Genomic DNA, 17,856 nt, shown 5'->3' with positions numbered 1-17,856 from the left:
TTCCATGCACGTACCAGACGAAGATTGCTGCGTACAATACCTACGTATGCTTCCATAATTTGATTAACTTCTTTCATGCTTTGGGTAATCAAAATGCGCTCTTCGTTGTTCATTGTACCCTCTGCATTCCATTCTGGAATATCTTCATTGAAATCATAACGGTCTAGTACGCTTATGGCATGTTTGGCTGCAGAATCTGCATAAACGATGGCTTCTATCAGGGAATTTGAAGCTAGTCGGTTGCCTCCATGCAAACCGGTACAGGAACATTCACCTAGAGCATACAGACGTTTGATGCTGGATTGTCCGTCAAGGTCTACTTTGATGCCTCCGCATAGATAATGTGCAGCAGGAGCTACCGGAATATAATCTTTAGTGATATCGATTCCCAGGCTGAGACATTTCTTGTATATGTTCGGAAAATGTTTTTTAGTTTCTTCGGGGTCTTTATGAGTGACATCTAGATAAACATGGTCTTCACCACGCTGTTTCATTTCATTATCTATGGCACGGGCTACGATGTCCCGTGGAGCCAATGATAAGCGTGGGTCGTATTTTTGCATGAATTCTTCGCCTGCCAGATTTCTTAGTACACCTCCATATCCTCGCATAGCTTCTGTAATTAAGAAGCTGGGCCGGTCGCCCGGATGATACAAGGCAGTCGGATGAAATTGGATAAATTCCATATCTTTTACGATACCTTTGGCTCGATACACCATTGCGATACCATCGCCTGTAGCTACCAACGGGTTGGTGGTATGACGGTAAACAGCTTCGCATCCTCCTGTTGCCATAACGGTAACTTTTGAAAGGAACGTGTCCACTTCTCCTGTAGCTTCGTTTAATACGTATGCTCCATAACATTTGATACCTGGGGTATGACGGGTAACAATGATGCCTAAATGATGTTGTGTGATGATTTCTACGGCATAAAAGTTGGTAAAGACGGTGATGTTCGGATGTCGTTTGACTTCTTCTATCAAACTGGTTTGGATTTCGGCGCCAGTATTGTCTTTGTGATGAAGGATACGGAACTCGGAATGACCGCCTTCCCGGTGAAGGTCGAACTCTCCATTTTCTTTTTTGTCGAAGTCTACTCCCCATTTGATTAATTCTTCGATTTGTGACGGGGCGTTGCGTACTACTTTCTCTACCGCTGCACGGTCGCTTATCCAGTCTCCGGCAACCATCGTATCGTGAATGTGTTTTTCGAAATTATCCACCTTCAGATTTGTCACAGAAGCGATGCCTCCTTGTGCATAATATGTGTTCGCTTCTTCCAGCCCGGCTTTGCAAATCAGTGCAACCGAGCCTTTATGCGCTACTTTCAGCGCAAAGCTCATTCCGGCAATTCCTGAACCGATAACGAGAAAATCATATTTCCTTATCATGATAATAATGTGTATATATTGACGCAAAACTACAAAAAAACTGAAATGTCTGTACTGCATATTGCTTTTTTTTCAAAAGAACTTTACCGGATGTAATGATTTTATATGATTATTTACTATCTTCACCCTGAATTAATAAGGAAAAGGATGATGAACAGGACATTTCATTCGAAGGTAGACGGGTGGTACTGGTCATTAATGGCTGTTACTGCTTTTTTATTGTTCGATTTCTTTTGGTTGCATTATACGTTGCTGGCGGTCTTGCTGGCGATATGTATGATTTTCGAAATCGAAATGTTGGTCCATACCCGTTATGTAGTGACGGAAGACGGAATGTTGCGGATAGAGAGCGGTCGGTTTGTGCCGGGCAGGACGTTGGATTTGAATTCGATAGAAATGATGAACCGGGTCAAATCTTTTTCCATAGCTCCGGCTCTGTCGGTAAAACGAGTGGAAATCGTCTATCGTGTGGCAGGAAAAGATGATAAGCTACAGGTCTCACCTGTGGATGCAGATGAGTTCATCAGTTGGATACAGAAAAAGACAAGAAAGAATAATGAGTAAACTTAGATAAAAAAGAGATTATGGCAAAATTGTTTAGAGTCCGGCAAGTATCATATGCATGGATGACCATCTTGCTGATACTGGTGTTGGCAATTGTATGGCTTTCTTTAGAAAGTAAGAATTATTGGAGATTGTTGGGGCTTCTGGCTCCTTTGGGACTTGCTGTTGACCAGTTGACAACCCGTATTCAGATACGCGATAACGGGGATGTATGGATACGCCGGGGATTTACCGGAGTTTCGCGTTTGCACGGCATTTCGAAACTGATTTACCGTAAACAGGCATGGAAAAGCCAGCAAATTGTGTTGCGCCATACCAAGGGACACGCTACCGTGGATCCGAAAGACCGGAAAGGGTTCATCGCCAGCTTGAAGGAAGCGAACCCGATGATGGAATATGTGGAAGAATAACTGACCTTAAAAACAATAACGTACCATGAAATACCAAGTAGCGATTATCGGCGGGGGACCTGCCGGATATACCGCCGCCGAAAGGGCGGGGAAAGCAGGACTGAGCGTGGTTCTGTTTGAAAAGAACAGTGTGGGAGGCGTGTGTCTGAACGAAGGATGTATCCCTACGAAAACGCTCCTATATGCATCGAAGCTTTATGATAGCTGCGTCCACGCACGCAAGTATAATGTAAGTGCCGGTGAAGTTAGTTTCGATTTGCCCAAGATGATAGCCCGCAAGTCGAAGGTGGTGCGCAAGCTGGTGCTGGGAGTGAAGGCAAAGCTTACGGGAGCCAATGTCACGTTGGTAAACGGAGAGGCTTTCATCGTCGATGCGCATACCGTGCGTTGCGCTGGGGAAATCTACGAATGCGAGAACCTGATTCTTTGCACGGGGAGCCAGACGGTTATTCCTCCTATTCCGGGCATAGAGAAAGTCGGTTATTGGACTCATCGCGATGCGCTTGACAACAAAGAAATCCCACGGTCGCTTGCCATTATCGGCGGAGGGGTTATCGGGATGGAATTCGCTTCATTCTTTTCCGACTTAGGTGTAAAAGTGACCGTTATCGAAATGATGGACGAAATATTGAACGGTATAGACCGTGAAATTGCTTCGATGCTTCGTGCCGATTATGCAAAACGAGGTGTTGACTTCAAACTGGGAGCCAAGGTTGTCCGTCTGGAGCAGAATGAGACCGGTATGCAGGTTTATTATCAGACAGGAGCAGAAGAGACCTGTTTCGAGGCAGAAAAATTGCTCTTGAGTGTAGGGAGACGTCCGGTGACGCAAGGCTTCGGGTTGGAAAACTTGTCTCTTGCATATACCGAACGGAAGTGCATCAAGGTAAATGCCCAGCTTCAAACTTCTGTGCCGGGTGTATATGCTTGCGGAGATTTGAATGGAGTCTCTCTCTTGGCTCATACGGCGGTAAAAGAAGCCGAAATAGCGGTAGATACCATCTTGGGAAAATCTGTCGGAATGAGTTATCGTGCCATTCCCGGCGTGGTTTATACACATCCCGAGGTCGCTTCAGTGGGAAAAACCGAGGAGATGTTGCAGAAGCAAGGCATTACTTATCGGGCGGTAAAGTTCCCGATGACTTATTCGGGCAGGTTTGTGACAGAGAATGAGGGTGTGAACGGCATGATGAAGGTACTGGTAGACGAGCATAATAAGGTACTAGGAGTTCACCTGTTGGGCAATCCGGCATCCGAACTCATTGTATTGGGCGGCATAATGGTAGAAGATGAGCTTGATTTGGAGGCTTTCCGCCGGTATGTATTCCCACATCCCACGGTAGGCGAACTGTTTAGAGATTTATAACTATGCATCGTTTAGGTTTCTTTTTAGGAATGTTGCTGGCCTTTTGCCAGGTTTGTGCACAAGGTGTGGCAGAACAACTGGAGGCACTGGTTGCATCATCGCCTGTGCTGAAGACATCCGAAGTAGGCATCACGGTATTCAATCTGACGAAAGGGACGCCGGTCTATGCTTATCAGGATCAGAAATTGTATCGTCCGGCTTCTATCGAGAAGATTATCACCACGGTCACGGCATTGGCAGAGTTGGGTACAAGCTATACCTTCGATACCCGTTTGGCTTATACGGGTACAATCGGGGCAGACAGTACCTTGGAGGGTAATTTATACGTGGTGGGAGGTTTCGACCCTGAATTTATGGAAGACGATTTGCAGCGTCTGACCGATGCCGTGCACCGTGCAGGTATAAACAGCATCAAGGGAAACCTGGTGGCAGATGTATCGGTGATGGATTCCATTTATTGGGGTACAGGTTGGGCGTGGGATGATACCCCTAATGCCTTTCAGCCTTATCTCTCTCCGTTGATGCTGAACAGGGGATGCGTGAATGTATCGGTCAAACCTTCTCAAAAGGGAAGACGTCCTGAAGTGGAAGTATTTCCGAAATCGGATTATTATACAATAGACAATCGTGCCGTGTGTGGTATACCTCATTATGGGAGTCTGAAAATAAATCGAGATTGGTTATATAACGGTAATACCATTCACATTACCGGTAATGTAGGGCGTCCGTCCGGCAGGACACTGAACATGTTTTCATCACAGGATTTCTTTATCCAGACTTTTCGTTACCAGTTAGCTCAGGAGCATATAGCCGTCGATTCGTTGAAATATGGCGTCTGTCCCGATACGGTCACCTTATTATATAAAGTCTCTCGTCCGTTGGAACCTGTTCTGAAACGTGCTTTAAAGAAAAGCGATAATCTTTCGGCGGAAGCTTTGTTTTATCACTTGGCTATCCGGGGAGGCGGGCATAAAAGTATCGGTATCGAGGATGCACAGAAAGAGATAGAACACTTCATGCGTCATCACATCGGGAAGGACCCGGACGATTACAGCATTGTCGATGGGAGTGGGGTTTCGATGTACAATTATGTGTCGCCCGAATTGTTGCTGGCTTATTTGAAATATGCGTATGCCCATCAGGAAATATTCCATCCTTTTTACGAAGCGTTGCCCATAGCTGGTGTAGACGGTACACTCCGTTACCGTATGCGGAAAGAGAAGGCGTTTCGCAACGTGCGTGCCAAGACCGGTACGGTAAAAGGAGTCAGTTCGCTTGCCGGGTATGTACGTGCCGGAAATGGTGATATGTTGGCTTTCGTGATTATCAATCAAAACGTGATGAGTGGAAGAAAAGCACGTCTTTTTCAAGATAAGATTTGTGAAATATTGGCGCAATAATAAAGAAATTTGTATATTTGTGCGGTACAATGACAGACCGTGTTCGTAAACGGTATGACGAAATGCCGGAGATAAATAATTATTTACTATAAAAAATGAAAAATATTATGGTTAATTTCTCATTGGAGGGCAAAGTAGCCCTTGTAACAGGCGGTGCGTATGGAATCGGTTTTGCTATGGCCGAAGCATTGGCTCAGGCGGGTGCCAAAATTGCGTTCAATTGCCGTTCACAAAAACATCTGGATGATGCTCTTGCCGATTATAAGGCAAAAGGCATTGATGCAAAAGGTTATATTTGTGATGTGACTGACGAGGAAGCGGTTAAAGTACTTGTGGCACAGATAGAGAAAGAACTGGGCGTGATTGATATTCTGGTAAACAACGCAGGTATCATCAAGCGCATCCCGATGTGTGACATGACGGTAGATGAGTTCCGCCAAGTTGTCGACATCGACCTTACAGCTCCGTTTATCATGGCTAAGGCGGTTATTCCGGGCATGATCAAGAAAGGTCATGGAAAGATTATCAATGTTTGTTCGATGATGAGCGAATTGGGTCGTGAAACCGTATCTGCATACGCAGCAGCTAAAGGCGGTCTGAAGATGCTGACCCGCAATATCGCTTCCGAATACGGTGAATACAACATCCAGTGCAATGGTATCGGTCCGGGTTACATCGCTACTCCGCAGACTGCTCCGTTGCGCGAACGTCAGGCAGACGGTTCACGTCATCCGTTCGATTCGTTTATTGTCTCAAAGACTCCGGCTGCACGCTGGGGAACACCCGAAGATCTGATGGGTCCCACGGTATTCCTTGCATCTGATGCTTCCGACTTTGTAAACGGTCATATCCTTTACGTGGATGGTGGTATTCTGGCTTACATTGGCAAGCAACCGAAATAAAATCAAGTCGTTTCATTCATAACAAAAAAGGCAGGAAGTTTTTTCCTTTTTCAAAAGGAAGGCTTCCTGCTGTTTTTTTGTAGTTTTTCGAAATCTGATAAAAAGGCGAAAGAAACTTTTGGGAGAAATTCAAAACAGTTTCTAAGCCTATATTTTCATTGAAGATCTGAAAATATAGGCTGTGTTATCCTGTTAACGTCTTTTTATCACATGTTTTACCAGTTCGGGTTCTGCGGATAAGGAGTACCGGTAGTTACGCGGTCAATCTGTGTCTGAGGAATCGGACGTAACCAATGGCGTTCCGGAAGAATGTTTTCCTTAGCCAGTCCGTCATCGTATTTCTTTACCCTTTCCATTAAAGTACCAGTACGTGCAAGGTCTGCCCAACGGCAATGCTCCGCCAGCAATTCGCGCGTACGTTCTTCCAGGATATAATCCAATGTAACATCGTTGGGCTGGATGTCCAATGCACCTGACTCACATGTTTCCTTATTGCGGGCACGTTCGCGGATGACGTTGATGTATTTGGCGGCATTTACATTGTCACCTAATTTGAAAGCCGCTTCTGCTGCCAGCAGGTAAGTCTCTCCTAAACGGAATATATTGTACGACCGGTCCGTATTGTCATTAGGCATGGTACGGGTTTTGTCTAGGAATTTCGTTATGGTCGGGAAAATGGCACGCCCGTTATATGCATCGGGTGTAAAGATAATGTAATGGTTTCCGGAACGGTTCTGGGTCTTGGCACGAATTTCCTCGGCAGACATGTAATAGCCCGGATAATAAATTGCCGTATCTCCCACTACTGAATAATCCCAATCGAATGTTTCTTCCACTCCGTCTATGGTATAACTGATTTGACCTCCTTCTTGGGTTTTGGTTGCATACCAGACTTTTTGGAACGTTGCATCATAACGGGTATCTTTATCACGGTTATTGAATGTGTCGTACGTATATTGGGTCGGGTTAAACCACGAGTAGCAACGTCCGTCATTCAGGTTCCGTTCGCCCAAGTAGGCATCATAACCGTTGACGAAATAGTGGTTCAGCGTGCTTCTTCCTCCATACGTATTATCATCGTCCCAGTCCATACGTGCAACGAAAAGTACTTCCGTATTTGACAATGAAGGTGCATCAAAAGCTTCATCGAACAGGTCCGCATAGTTATCCATTAGTTTCAGACCCAAAGAAGGAGCCTCTTCAATCAGTTGGGTCGCTTCGTCGTATGCCAGCCGATAATATTCCTGTGCTTTCGTCGGGTCATAATATTTAGTCTGTGTATTTCCTTCATAGGCAGGATTGGAAGGATTCTTGTCGTATGCCCATGCCAGTGTCAGATATACACGTGCCAGCAAATGGCGGGCAGCTGCAGCCGATGCGCGTCCCGATTCCAGATTATCCTGTTGCGGACTGGGTTTGCACAATCTTTTGGCATCTATCAGGTCGGGGATAATTACTTCCTCATACGCCTTGAGCATATCATGCCGGTCGGCAGAAGTGCTTGGATTGGCATTATAGGTCGTGGTCACCGTTACGTCACCGAACTGTTCCACCAAGTGAAAGTAGTTGAATGCCCGCAAGAATTTTGCTTCCCCCAAGTATTGATCTCTCATTTCGGGCGTAAGGGCATTGGTGCTGACATCTACATTTCCGGCATTTTCTATCATGTAGTTCAATGTGTTGATTTGAATGTAGGCATCGTTCCATAGCTTGCGGGGATATTCATTGTTCGAGTTATAATTGGCACGGTCATAAACGGCCAGGTCACGGGTACGGTTACTTCCTGTTACATTGTTTTTGATTTCATCTGTACCTGGATTCATCAGACCATGAATGCCTTCTTCGGCACTGTACATAGAACGGATATTAGCATATACAGAGTTTAGAGCCATACCGTAACCTTCTGGAGTGCCCATGAAGTCCTGAAGCACGTTGGAATGGTTTTCTTCTTCCAGAAAATCGGAACATCCTGTTGCAAAAGCAACAAATGCTGAAAGTGTTATTGCAGATAATACTTTTTTCATACGTCAATAGTTTAATCGTTAATTAGAAAGATAAATTCAGTCCAACAATGAAGGAACGGGTCGGGGGAGTGGTCAGGTTAATCGTGCTGGTTGTTTCCGGATCGATACCTCCGTCTTTCCGGTATTCCTTGCTGAACCATGTGTACAGATTATTCCCGGTAACATAGATGCGTGCCGACTGGATATTTGCCTTTGTAGTAATTGCTTTAGGAAGAGTGTAACCTAACGTGAAGTTTCTTAATTTCAAGTAAGAACCGTCATAGCGTGCCAGCAATCCTTTGTTGCTGACTGTACCGGTTGTAGGTTTAGGCCAGCGTGCATCTGTATTTTCAGGAGTCCAATAATCTACATTCAGGTTATTGTATCCTCCTTGCAATGTATTCATCCAACCATTATGCATGTCTGAAGTAATGGTACCTCCGCAACGGAATGTCCACAAGAATGAAAGGTCGAAACCTTTCCAGGCGAAACGGTTGTTGATACCTCCTTCAAACTTTGGAGCGCGTTTGCCGATAAATACTTTATCGTCATCATTAATAACCTGAGTTGCTTTCGGGGTTACACCGTCTGCTTCGTAGTCTACATGGTGATTTTTAATTTTGACGGTACCGATTACCGAATTAGGTCCGGATGTAGCATAGCCGAATGTTTCTGCCAAAGCACGGTCTTCCGGAGTATCTTGCCACAATCCGTCTGCTTCCAGTGAATAAATCACCCAACGGTCTTGTCCGACAAACCAGTTGTTGTTAATATCCGCATCAATTCCTTCGCCGATACTCATAATGGTATTACGGTTTCCGAAAATATTCAGGTCTGTCTCCCATGAGAACCGGTCTTGTCCATCACCCATAATATTGACAGTTGTCACATTAAATTCAATGCCTCGGTTTCGGGTTTTACCCAAATTGGTCAGGTAAGAAGAAGAATAGCCGGAAGTAGAAGGCAGGCTGACCGGCAGAAGCAAATCGCTGGTATTTTGTTGGTACCACTCGATAGAGCCGTTGATGCGGTTATTCCAGAATCCGAAATCAATACCTACGTTCCAGGTTTCGGTATTCTCCCACCCCAGGCTGGTATCGGGAACTGAACTTGGACGTACACCCATAACACCGGTATTGCCTAACAGGTATTTGCTGCCGGTATCCAGTCGTGCCATAGTCTGGTATGCGCTGATTGCCGTACTTCCTACATTACCCCAACTGAGACGGAATTTTAATCCGGACAATACATTGGGATTGATATCCTGCATAAAGTTTTCGTGCATGATGTTCCAGCCCAATGCGACCGAAGGGAAAGCATGCCATTTGTTGCCTTCTGCCAGACGGGACGAACCATCATAACGTACGGTAGCTGTAAGCAGGTATTTGTCTGCATAGTTATAATTCAGACGTCCCATCCATGAAAGTAATGCCCATTTCTCATAACTTCCGCTGCCTGTAACATCACTCTGTGCCAATCCCGGATTGTAATACAGGATGTTGTCGTCGTAGTAATCTCTTCCGTCTACGCCATTCGATGTATATTCACGCTGTTGGGCACTGAACAATCCTGTCAGGTTAATGTTGTGTACCTCATTGAAGGTATAATCCCATGTTACGATGTTTTCCAGCGTATAGTCGACGGTATGTCCGTAACCTCCTGATGAATAGTCCAGTCCTCCCATTTGCTTGGTCGTATTGGTTCCATAGAATTTACCCCACGAATTATATTTCAAGGTAACACCTCCATTGAAACGGTACTTGATACCGAACGGGAACTGAATTTCAGCATAACCGGTCGTGAAAGTGGAAAGACTTTTATCGTCGTCTACAGCTGCATTTTCCTGCAAATCTTGCAAAGGATTCCATACGTTCTGTCCGCTGCCCGGCAGGTAAGTACGCAAATGTCCTTCGCTATCATAAGGGGTTGTGAAAGGAGAGGCACGTAATGCCATTTCCATGGGATTCAGGTCATCACCTTTACTCATGACATAGGTGTTCAATGTAGAGAATCCGACTTTCAACCAACTGTTAATCTGGCTGTCCAGCGATAATTTGGCAGTCAGACGTTCAAAACTGTGTGCCTCGTAATTGTTTTCACCCCGATAGTAACCGATAGAGGCGTTATAGGTCGTGCGTTCATTACCTCCGTTCAATGACACCTGATGATTGGTTGTCATTCCGTTACGGAAAATTAAGTCTTGCCAGTCTGTATCGGTTCCGGCAAAGTAACCTTCCATTTCTTCCTGGTCACGGAATACATCGCCCACGCGCATCAGGTTCGGATCATCAATGCCTGTATAATTATCAGGATTGGCATTGTAGGTCGCCCATTTTTTCAGCGTGATGTATTCTTCGCTGTTCATTATGTCGAACTGCTTGATTGCAGTAATGACACCGTAATATCCGCTATAACTTACGTTCGTCTTGCCTTTGGTACCCCGCTTGGTCGTTATCAGAATTACTCCGTTGGCACCGCGTGAACCATAGATAGCGGTTGCGGATGCATCTTTCAGGATACTGATACTCTCTACATCATCGTTGTTGATTTCATTCAGATTACCGGAAAATGGAATTCCGTCCACTACAATCAATGCTTCATTACTTGCGTTGATAGAACGTTCACCACGGATACGGATTTGCGGTGTAGCTCCCGGGTGGGTATTTCCCCCTGCCATTTGAACATCTACACCGGCTGCCAAACCTTGCAATGCCGCACCGATGTTGGCAACAGGAGCTTGATGCAATGCCTCGCTTTTGACGTTCACCATAGCACCGGTAATGTCTGATTTCTTTTGTGAACCATATCCTACCACTACTACTTCATCTAGTGTTTTTGTATCCTCCTCCAAAGTAACATTGAGAAAAGAACCGGTTACTTTTACTTCTTTAGACTGATAGCCAAGAAATGAAATCTGAAGGACATCGCCTCGTTTGGCGTTGATGTTAAAACCTCCGTCTAAGTCTGAAATGACTCCCACGGTTGTACCTTTTACAATGACATTGGCTCCGATAATCGGCTCTCCTGTCGAATCTGTCACCTTGCCTTTGGTTTGTATGGCCTGGTCTGCTGCCATTACCACATGGGCATTGCTGAATGATAAAAATGCCATAAGCAGCATCAAAAAGAAATGTGTCTTTCGTACGTCCATAATACTAAATTTAAAAACGTGTTTATTATCTGAATTGTTATTTCGCTTTTTTTGTCTTTTCCAACTATGAATATTGGAACCCCCCAACGGTATGTCAAGACGAATTTTGAATCATCATGGAATGTGTTTAAGGTTTGACTTTGTTTTTCTGATTGCGAAATTATACTAAAATGAACAAAACCATGTGGTGAGACATGCCAAAAATATATGTAATACGGCTTTCAGACGGTTTTATACAAAATTGGCGAACATGAATACAAAGCGTGAAATAGGAAGAAAGGTTATAAATGAGAATTTTCGTATATTTGTCGATGTAATGCAAATATCATCTTTATTATGGAGCAAATATTTAGAATGCTGGGGATTATTTTATGGATGTGGTGTCCAATAATTCATATAACAAATGTATATGGAAATAATCTGAAACAACTTTCTAATACGGATGGTTTGTCGAATAATGCTGTACTTTCCTTGTATCAGGATTACGACGGACTTCTTTGGTTGGGTACCTGTGACGGACTGAACCTGTATGACGGATTGAATATACGTCCTTTTACCTTATCGGAAGGTAAAAATCTGTCCGGTAATATCATCGAGAATATTCTTGAAACAGACAGGGGTACTTTATGGATACAGACCAATTACGGGCTTGACAAGATTAATAAATACACACGCAGCATAACCAGTTATACCCAGTTTCAAGGAGGATATTTGTTGAAAAAAAGTCCGAAGAATGACATTTTCATTCTGTCTGAAAGAAATATATTGTACTATATTCTGCATGATACGGAGGAGTTTAGGCAACTGTCCATTCCGCAAATTGACCAAAACGACATTCTCAATGTATATATCGATGAACGTCATTTATGGGTGTTTACATCCAAAGGAATCGTGAAACACCGGTTAAAAGACGACAATAAACAGCATTATACAATCGATGAAAGCCGGCTGGTAGAGAACACCCCATTAAAGTATGTTTTTCTGAAAGATACAACAATCTATTTTATAGATCAGCAGAATACTTTATACAAATACCATACAGATACGGAACGCAAAGAGTATATAATTACCCTAAAAAAAGAAATCAGTGAACGTGGAATTATATCGGACATTATTGAGCATAAAGGTACTTTTTTTATTTCCTTTCAGACAAACGGAGTTTTGAAAGTAACATTACAAGGACAAAATGGAGCTTATCGGACGGAAGACCTGGGAATCCAATCGGGAATATTCCGCTTATTAAACGACCGCAATCAGGATATCGTATGGATTGCTACCGATGGGCAAGGCATTTACCTGTGCACCAATGAGCGTTATTCTCTTCAGTCTATTACTTATAATGAATTGAATTTACGAACAGCTAAACCGGTACGTTCCGTTTACTTGGATGAAGAGCACACTCTTTGGCTGGGAACAAAAGGAGAAGGCATCCTTCGGATACGCGATTTTATTCCTTTTCAACATACGCAGGATTATCATACGGAACTGATAACTACTCATAACAGCTTGTTAAATGACAATTCCGTCTATGCTTTTGCTGAAAGTAAACGTCCTCTGTTCTGGATAGGTAGTGATGCCGGCATCAATTATTATTCGTATGTAACGAAACGTATAGAGAAAGTTCCGACAGAGGAACCTATTCAATATGTACATGCCATTTACGAAGAAGGAGATTCTGTATTGTGGATAGCTACGGTAGGTACAGGGATTATACGTGCCCGTATTCATGGGACACCGTCACAACCGCGTTTGACAGACATTACCCGTTATACGATTGACAATGGTAACTTCTCATCCAATTATTTCTTCACGCTTACTTGCGATAAAGAAGGGGTATTATGGTTCGGCAATCGTGGATATGGCGTATTCAAGATGGAAAACGGCAGATTGAGTGCTCATTCGTTGAAGAATCATTATGCGGACAAGACTGCCAACGATATATTTTCTATTATCAAAGAAGATAGTATCTTATGGTTAGGTACCAGCTATGGATTCATCAGGCAAACTTCTCGGGAGGAACAATGTTTTAATAAGAAAGATGGTTTTCAGAATAGTACAATACATACATTGCTGCAAGATAATAGCGGCAATGTGTGGATGTCTACCAATGGAGGGCTGGTGCGTTTTCATACCCAACGGCAAAGCATCCAGAATTATAACCAGCATAACGGATTGAAAGTGATAGAATACAGTGACGGAGCTTCCTTCAAGAAAGAGGATGCCTTGTTTTTTGGAGGCATCAACGGATTGGTCATCGTGCGTGAGAATCCGGCTTATTCTGCTTCTGAAGAATATACTCCTCCGGTCAGCTTTACCCGTTTGAGCATTTTAGGGCAAGAACAGAATCGGTACGATTATATCCGGCAGGATAAGGAAGGTAATTCCCGTTTGGAGCTGGACTATACTCAAAACTATTTCAGCATTTCGTTTTTTGCCATGGATTACATCAACTCCAACAATTATTCATATCTGTATAAAATAGAGAATGAAAAGGACAAATGGATAGATAATGGATTGTCTAACACGGTTTCTTTCACCCAACTGTCTCCCGGAAACTATACGTTGCAGGTCAAATACAAGAATAAAATCAGCGGTAAGGAAAGTCCGGTTTATACCATGCATATTTATATCTGTCCACCTTGGTATTTATCAAATGTGGCAATCGGATTCTATTCCTTCCTGGTAATGGTCGGCATATTGTTGCTCATCAGGACAGGGGTCAGAAAACAGAAAAGAAAACACATACGCATGGTCCGTAAGTTGGAACAGGCACATAAAGAAGAAGTGTATGAAGAGAAACTCCGCTTCTTTACCAATATAACTCACGAGTTCTGTACCCCACTTACGTTGATGTACGGTCCTTGCGAGCGTATTTTAGCTTATGCGAATACGGATACGTATATACGGAAATATGTTACGCTTATCAAGCAGAATGCGGAACGGCTCAATTCACTGATTCAGGAAGTGATTGATTTCCGGCGTATGGAAACCGGACATAAAAGCAGAAAAGTGGAATGTATTGCTATCAGCAATTTATGCAATGACATTGTGGCTTCGTTTTCGGATTTGGCAGAACAGAACTCCATTCATCTGGAAAACCGGATAGCCGCTGATGTGCAATGGAATACAGACTACAGCTGTTTCACGAAGATAGCTAATAATTTAATTTCCAATGCATTCAAGTATACTCGGACAGGAGGAACAATACGCATTACATTGGATATTGTGGAAAAACAATTGCAATTGTCCGTTTTCAATACGGGGGAAGGCATTAAAAAAGAAAACATGCCTCTTGTCTTCAACCGATATTGCATATTAGACAATATGGAAGAGAATGCCGTAAAGGGACTGTCTTCCCGCAATGGGTTGGGAATGGCTATCTGTCACAGCATGGTAGAGTTGCTGGAAGGCAGAATAGCAATCCAGAGTGAAGTGAACCAATATGCGGAATTTATCGTAACCTTGCCTGAATTACCTTTATCCGAAATGGAAGGAACGATTAGAGCCGATGAATGCCAGACCGAAACCGGAAATACCCCTGTCCTTACGAATCGGATTTCCATTACAGAACAATTGCCACAGCCTTCAGTCACTTCTGACAAGCAGCGAGAAAAAATACTTGTCATAGATGATAACGTAGAAATCCTGATGCTGATACAAGACTCACTGTCTGATAATTATCAGGTGATAACGGCAGAAAATGGAGAAAAAGGGTTGGAATTGCTGACGAAAGAAGAACCGGCATTGATTGTCACAGACATAATGATGCCTGGTACGGACGGTATAGAATTGACCAGACAAATCAAAAAGAACAGGCATACTATGCACATTCCTTTGATAATGTTATCCGCACGAAATACGAGCGAAGAAAAAATTGAAGGGCTGCAATCGGGTGCTGATGCGTATATTGAAAAACCGTTCAATATCGGTTATCTGAAAGCTGTCATTGCCCGTATGATTGAAAACAAGAATATAATCAGAGAATATTATCATTCATCGGCTTGCGCTTACGAATTTACTAACGGGCAACTGATGCAAAAAGAAGACAAGGATTTCTTACAATCCATTACGGAATTTATTGCCAACAATATGGACAATACCGATTTGAGTCCGGAAGACTTGGCGGCACACATGCAAATCAGTGTCCGTAATCTGTACCGGAAATTTAAGGAACTGGAACAGCTTTCGCCTAAAGACTTTATCAAGGATTATCGGATTTCGTTTGCTGCCCAACTTTTGTGTACGACAAATCTGACTGTACAGGAAATCATGTATCGGTGCGGTTTCGGAAACCGGTCACATTTCTATAAAGAATTTGATAAGAAATTTCATGAAACTCCCAAAGAGTATCGGAATCAGCACAGACAGAAAGATGAATCTTTTGACGGAAAAGACAATATGTCACCTGTGTAAGTTGTAATATCGTCAACGTATCTACATCACAAAAGAATGAAGAGGAGTCAAACCTTTGGTTGTGCATTGGAATTGTATCTTGTTTGAAGACAGCTCTCTTTTATGGTTTTCATATCAAAACCGTACGGTTTCCATATCGAGAACGTACGGTTTCCAATTGGAGAACGTATGGTTTTGTTATCAAGAACATAAAAGGAAGTTGGTTGAAAACAGATTCTGAAACGGTCAAAAAAACATATGGATACACAGCATGCTATGTATCCATAATGATATACATTCAAAATCTATTCCAGTCTGCTGTCAGGGAATAACTGTTCTTTTTCCTTTTTCAAGGTCAAGCATCAGTTTCTTGCCTTCTCTTTCAATTTGTATGATAGAAGAATCGAATAGCGTTTTGCAATAAGGATTGTCGTATCTGTACTTCCAGCGCAAGGGCATGTTTTTATCCTTCGTCCGGAAAGGGGTATCCCAGCCAAAAGAAACCGCGCCTTCGGAAGGAGAACAATAGGTTACATTCAGCCCGTCTGCATCAATGGAGGCTGTAGAAACAGCTTCGATAAAACGGGAAAAACTGTCCCATTGAGATTGGGAACCGGTTTCACAAATCCAGATATTCTGCCGTCCTTGCGCGCGGAAATCACACAGTACTCCTCGGAAATCGGTCGTGAGTTCCGGCGTATTCTGTGAATACAAGGCTACGTAACCATTTCCCTTGCGCCCGAAAATCCATGAACCGGAAATATGTACTTCATCGAATTCCTGTACAGGGAAATAACCGTGTGTGAAGTCCGGCTTCCGGTTATCCGGAAGATTATAGATACATATCACCACATTGCCCGACTGTGCAGCACGTGGTAAGCTTTCATTGCCCGACCAGTAATTCGGAGAAAACCGCAGATTGTTGCCTCCAGGACAATTGGTATAAACCAATGCCTTGTTGCCGAGTGTTGCCTGCCAGATATGTTGCTGATAGCCAGGTGCTCCTTTACGGTAGTCTAAGGCGCAGCTTAACATATAATCGGGAGTACGATAGGTTTCGATATTGGCTTCCGAAAGGGCAAAGCGGTCCAATCGGTTGCTGACCGTCTTTCCGTATCGGGCTATCTCTGTATCGTATTTTTGGATGTAATCATCGTAATTGCGGTAAGGCCATACATCGTATTTCTCTGAAATTTGCTTTGACATCCGGATGGCAAGCGGATGAATAAATTCCTGCATTCCCCAGAAGAGATGACATTCCGGTTCTTTATCGTATGGGATTCCGTATTGTTCGGCATCTTCTACATTGATGCTTATCCGTTGACGGTTGAGCAATGGCGTATGATAATCGGTTGCGATTTCACAGATAATCGACGGGCAACGGTAAGAACTGGTAGAAAGAGCTACAGGACCCATTATTTCTTCCCGATTGTAGGTTCCGGTACCGAAAACCAATTTGCAGAGTGGACTAGTAGTGTGAGTACCGCTGATAATAGAGTTGGCATAGTTGCGTCCGGCAGAAGAACCTAAGAAACCTTGGTAATTGTTCAAGGCAATATCGAACAATAACAGGTCAAGCACCATACCGGCTTTGGTACGGATTGTCCGGTCTTCTGCAAAATCAAACAGATTGGCAAGCAGCAATACTTCCACATCGTAATAAGTAGACATCCATTCGCTGAACCCGAAACGGAAACGATAATCTAGCCATTGCATCAATGGTTTTTGGGCATGGGCCATGTGTTCTCGCCCGGTCATTCCGTTGGTGAACTTTTCCCGTTTGTATAGTTGTCCAGCCAACAGTTCTGCGGTATGATATAATGCCTGATGGTTTTCTGTATGATAGCAACGGTAGGTTGTATCCCGTCTACCATCGTCCCACCAATATTTGAAATCAAGAATGCAAGCCTTGATGTCTTCTTTCATACATTCTGGAATATAATCCTGCTGTTCGTCTAAATAGACCATACGCAACAGACCATTGAGTGTAAAGTCGTTACAATCATGATTGGAGCGTATGACGTCAATAACTTTACGCATTCTGTCTGGTTCGGCAGGATAACCGGCTGCAGCCCTGGCAGCCTGACGGAAGACTTCATATAAGGGGTGCCCATTACCTCCGTTCTCCGAATAGTATTGCAGGAATTGCGTCCGACGTTCTTCGTAAGTACCTTGAGGGATAGTCTGATAAACATCCGGTTGCTGTGCCGATATGGAAGCAACAGGAATAAGACTCAATAGTATTAGTAAATATTTCAGCATAATTCATTGTATTAA

The 17,856-nt window shown here is 43.5% G+C and carries 10 protein-coding genes (1 of these 10 only partly in view); 6 read left to right on the top strand and 4 right to left on the bottom strand.

Going from position 1 to position 17,856, the window contains the following annotated elements:
- On the bottom strand, positions 1–1,391 hold the 5' portion of the coding sequence (nadB, locus tag B5G04_RS02215; RefSeq protein ID WP_087251676.1) for an L-aspartate oxidase. 193 nt of this gene lie to the left of the window's left edge; the window shows 1,391 of its 1,584 coding nt (coding positions 1–1,391); its start codon is at positions 1,389–1,391; the stop codon falls past the left edge of the window.
- 147 nt (positions 1,392–1,538) lie between these two features.
- Here nadB and B5G04_RS02210 point away from each other — a divergent pair, with 147 nt between their 5' ends.
- The 5 genes from B5G04_RS02210 to B5G04_RS02190 all read left to right on the top strand — a co-directional run bounded on the left by B5G04_RS02210 (position 1,539) and on the right by B5G04_RS02190 (position 6,033).
- Positions 1,539–1,955: a PH domain-containing protein gene (locus tag B5G04_RS02210; RefSeq protein ID WP_239414006.1), complete on the top strand. Its 417-nt coding sequence runs from the start codon at positions 1,539–1,541 to the stop codon at positions 1,953–1,955.
- A 20-nt stretch (positions 1,956–1,975) separates the two neighbouring features.
- The gene (locus B5G04_RS02205) at positions 1,976–2,365 is read left to right on the top strand and encodes a hypothetical protein (RefSeq protein WP_143270416.1); all 390 of its coding nucleotides are present in this window, start codon (positions 1,976–1,978) and stop codon (positions 2,363–2,365) included.
- Between the two features lie 25 nt (positions 2,366–2,390).
- Entirely contained in the window at positions 2,391–3,731 is a 1,341-nt protein-coding gene (gene lpdA, locus B5G04_RS02200; protein WP_087395543.1) for a dihydrolipoyl dehydrogenase, read from the top strand.
- Positions 3,732–3,733: 2 nt separating this feature from the next.
- Positions 3,734–5,131, top strand: a complete 1,398-nt coding sequence (gene dacB / locus B5G04_RS02195; protein ID WP_087395540.1) for a D-alanyl-D-alanine carboxypeptidase/D-alanyl-D-alanine-endopeptidase — start codon at positions 3,734–3,736, stop codon at positions 5,129–5,131.
- Between the two features lie 107 nt (positions 5,132–5,238).
- Positions 5,239–6,033, top strand: coding sequence for a gluconate 5-dehydrogenase (locus tag B5G04_RS02190; RefSeq protein ID WP_022038708.1), 795 nt, complete (start codon positions 5,239–5,241; stop codon positions 6,031–6,033).
- A 215-nt stretch (positions 6,034–6,248) separates the two neighbouring features.
- On the opposite strand, the gene B5G04_RS02185 is transcribed toward B5G04_RS02190, so the two are convergent.
- On the bottom strand, positions 6,249–8,057 hold the full coding sequence (locus B5G04_RS02185) for a RagB/SusD family nutrient uptake outer membrane protein (RefSeq protein ID WP_087395536.1): 1,809 nt from the start codon (positions 8,055–8,057) through the stop codon (positions 6,249–6,251).
- A 22-nt stretch (positions 8,058–8,079) separates the two neighbouring features.
- Positions 8,080–11,187, bottom strand: coding sequence for a TonB-dependent receptor (locus B5G04_RS02180; RefSeq protein ID WP_022039247.1), 3,108 nt, complete (start codon positions 11,185–11,187; stop codon positions 8,080–8,082).
- A gap of 336 nt (positions 11,188–11,523) precedes the next feature.
- Here B5G04_RS02180 and B5G04_RS02175 point away from each other — a divergent pair, with 336 nt between their 5' ends.
- Positions 11,524–15,600, top strand: a complete 4,077-nt coding sequence (locus B5G04_RS02175; protein ID WP_087395533.1) for a hybrid sensor histidine kinase/response regulator transcription factor — start codon at positions 11,524–11,526, stop codon at positions 15,598–15,600.
- Positions 15,601–15,900: 300 nt separating this feature from the next.
- Here B5G04_RS02175 and B5G04_RS02170 read toward each other — a convergent pair whose 3' ends face one another.
- Entirely contained in the window at positions 15,901–17,841 is a 1,941-nt protein-coding gene (locus B5G04_RS02170) for a hypothetical protein (protein ID WP_087395531.1), read from the bottom strand.
- Positions 17,842–17,856 lie beyond the last annotated feature (15 nt).

The organism is Bacteroides sp. An51A (assembly GCF_002161565.1).
Taxonomy (GTDB): domain Bacteria; phylum Bacteroidota; class Bacteroidia; order Bacteroidales; family Bacteroidaceae; genus Phocaeicola; species Phocaeicola intestinalis.
This window is presented reverse-complemented; position numbering and strand designations above follow the sequence as displayed.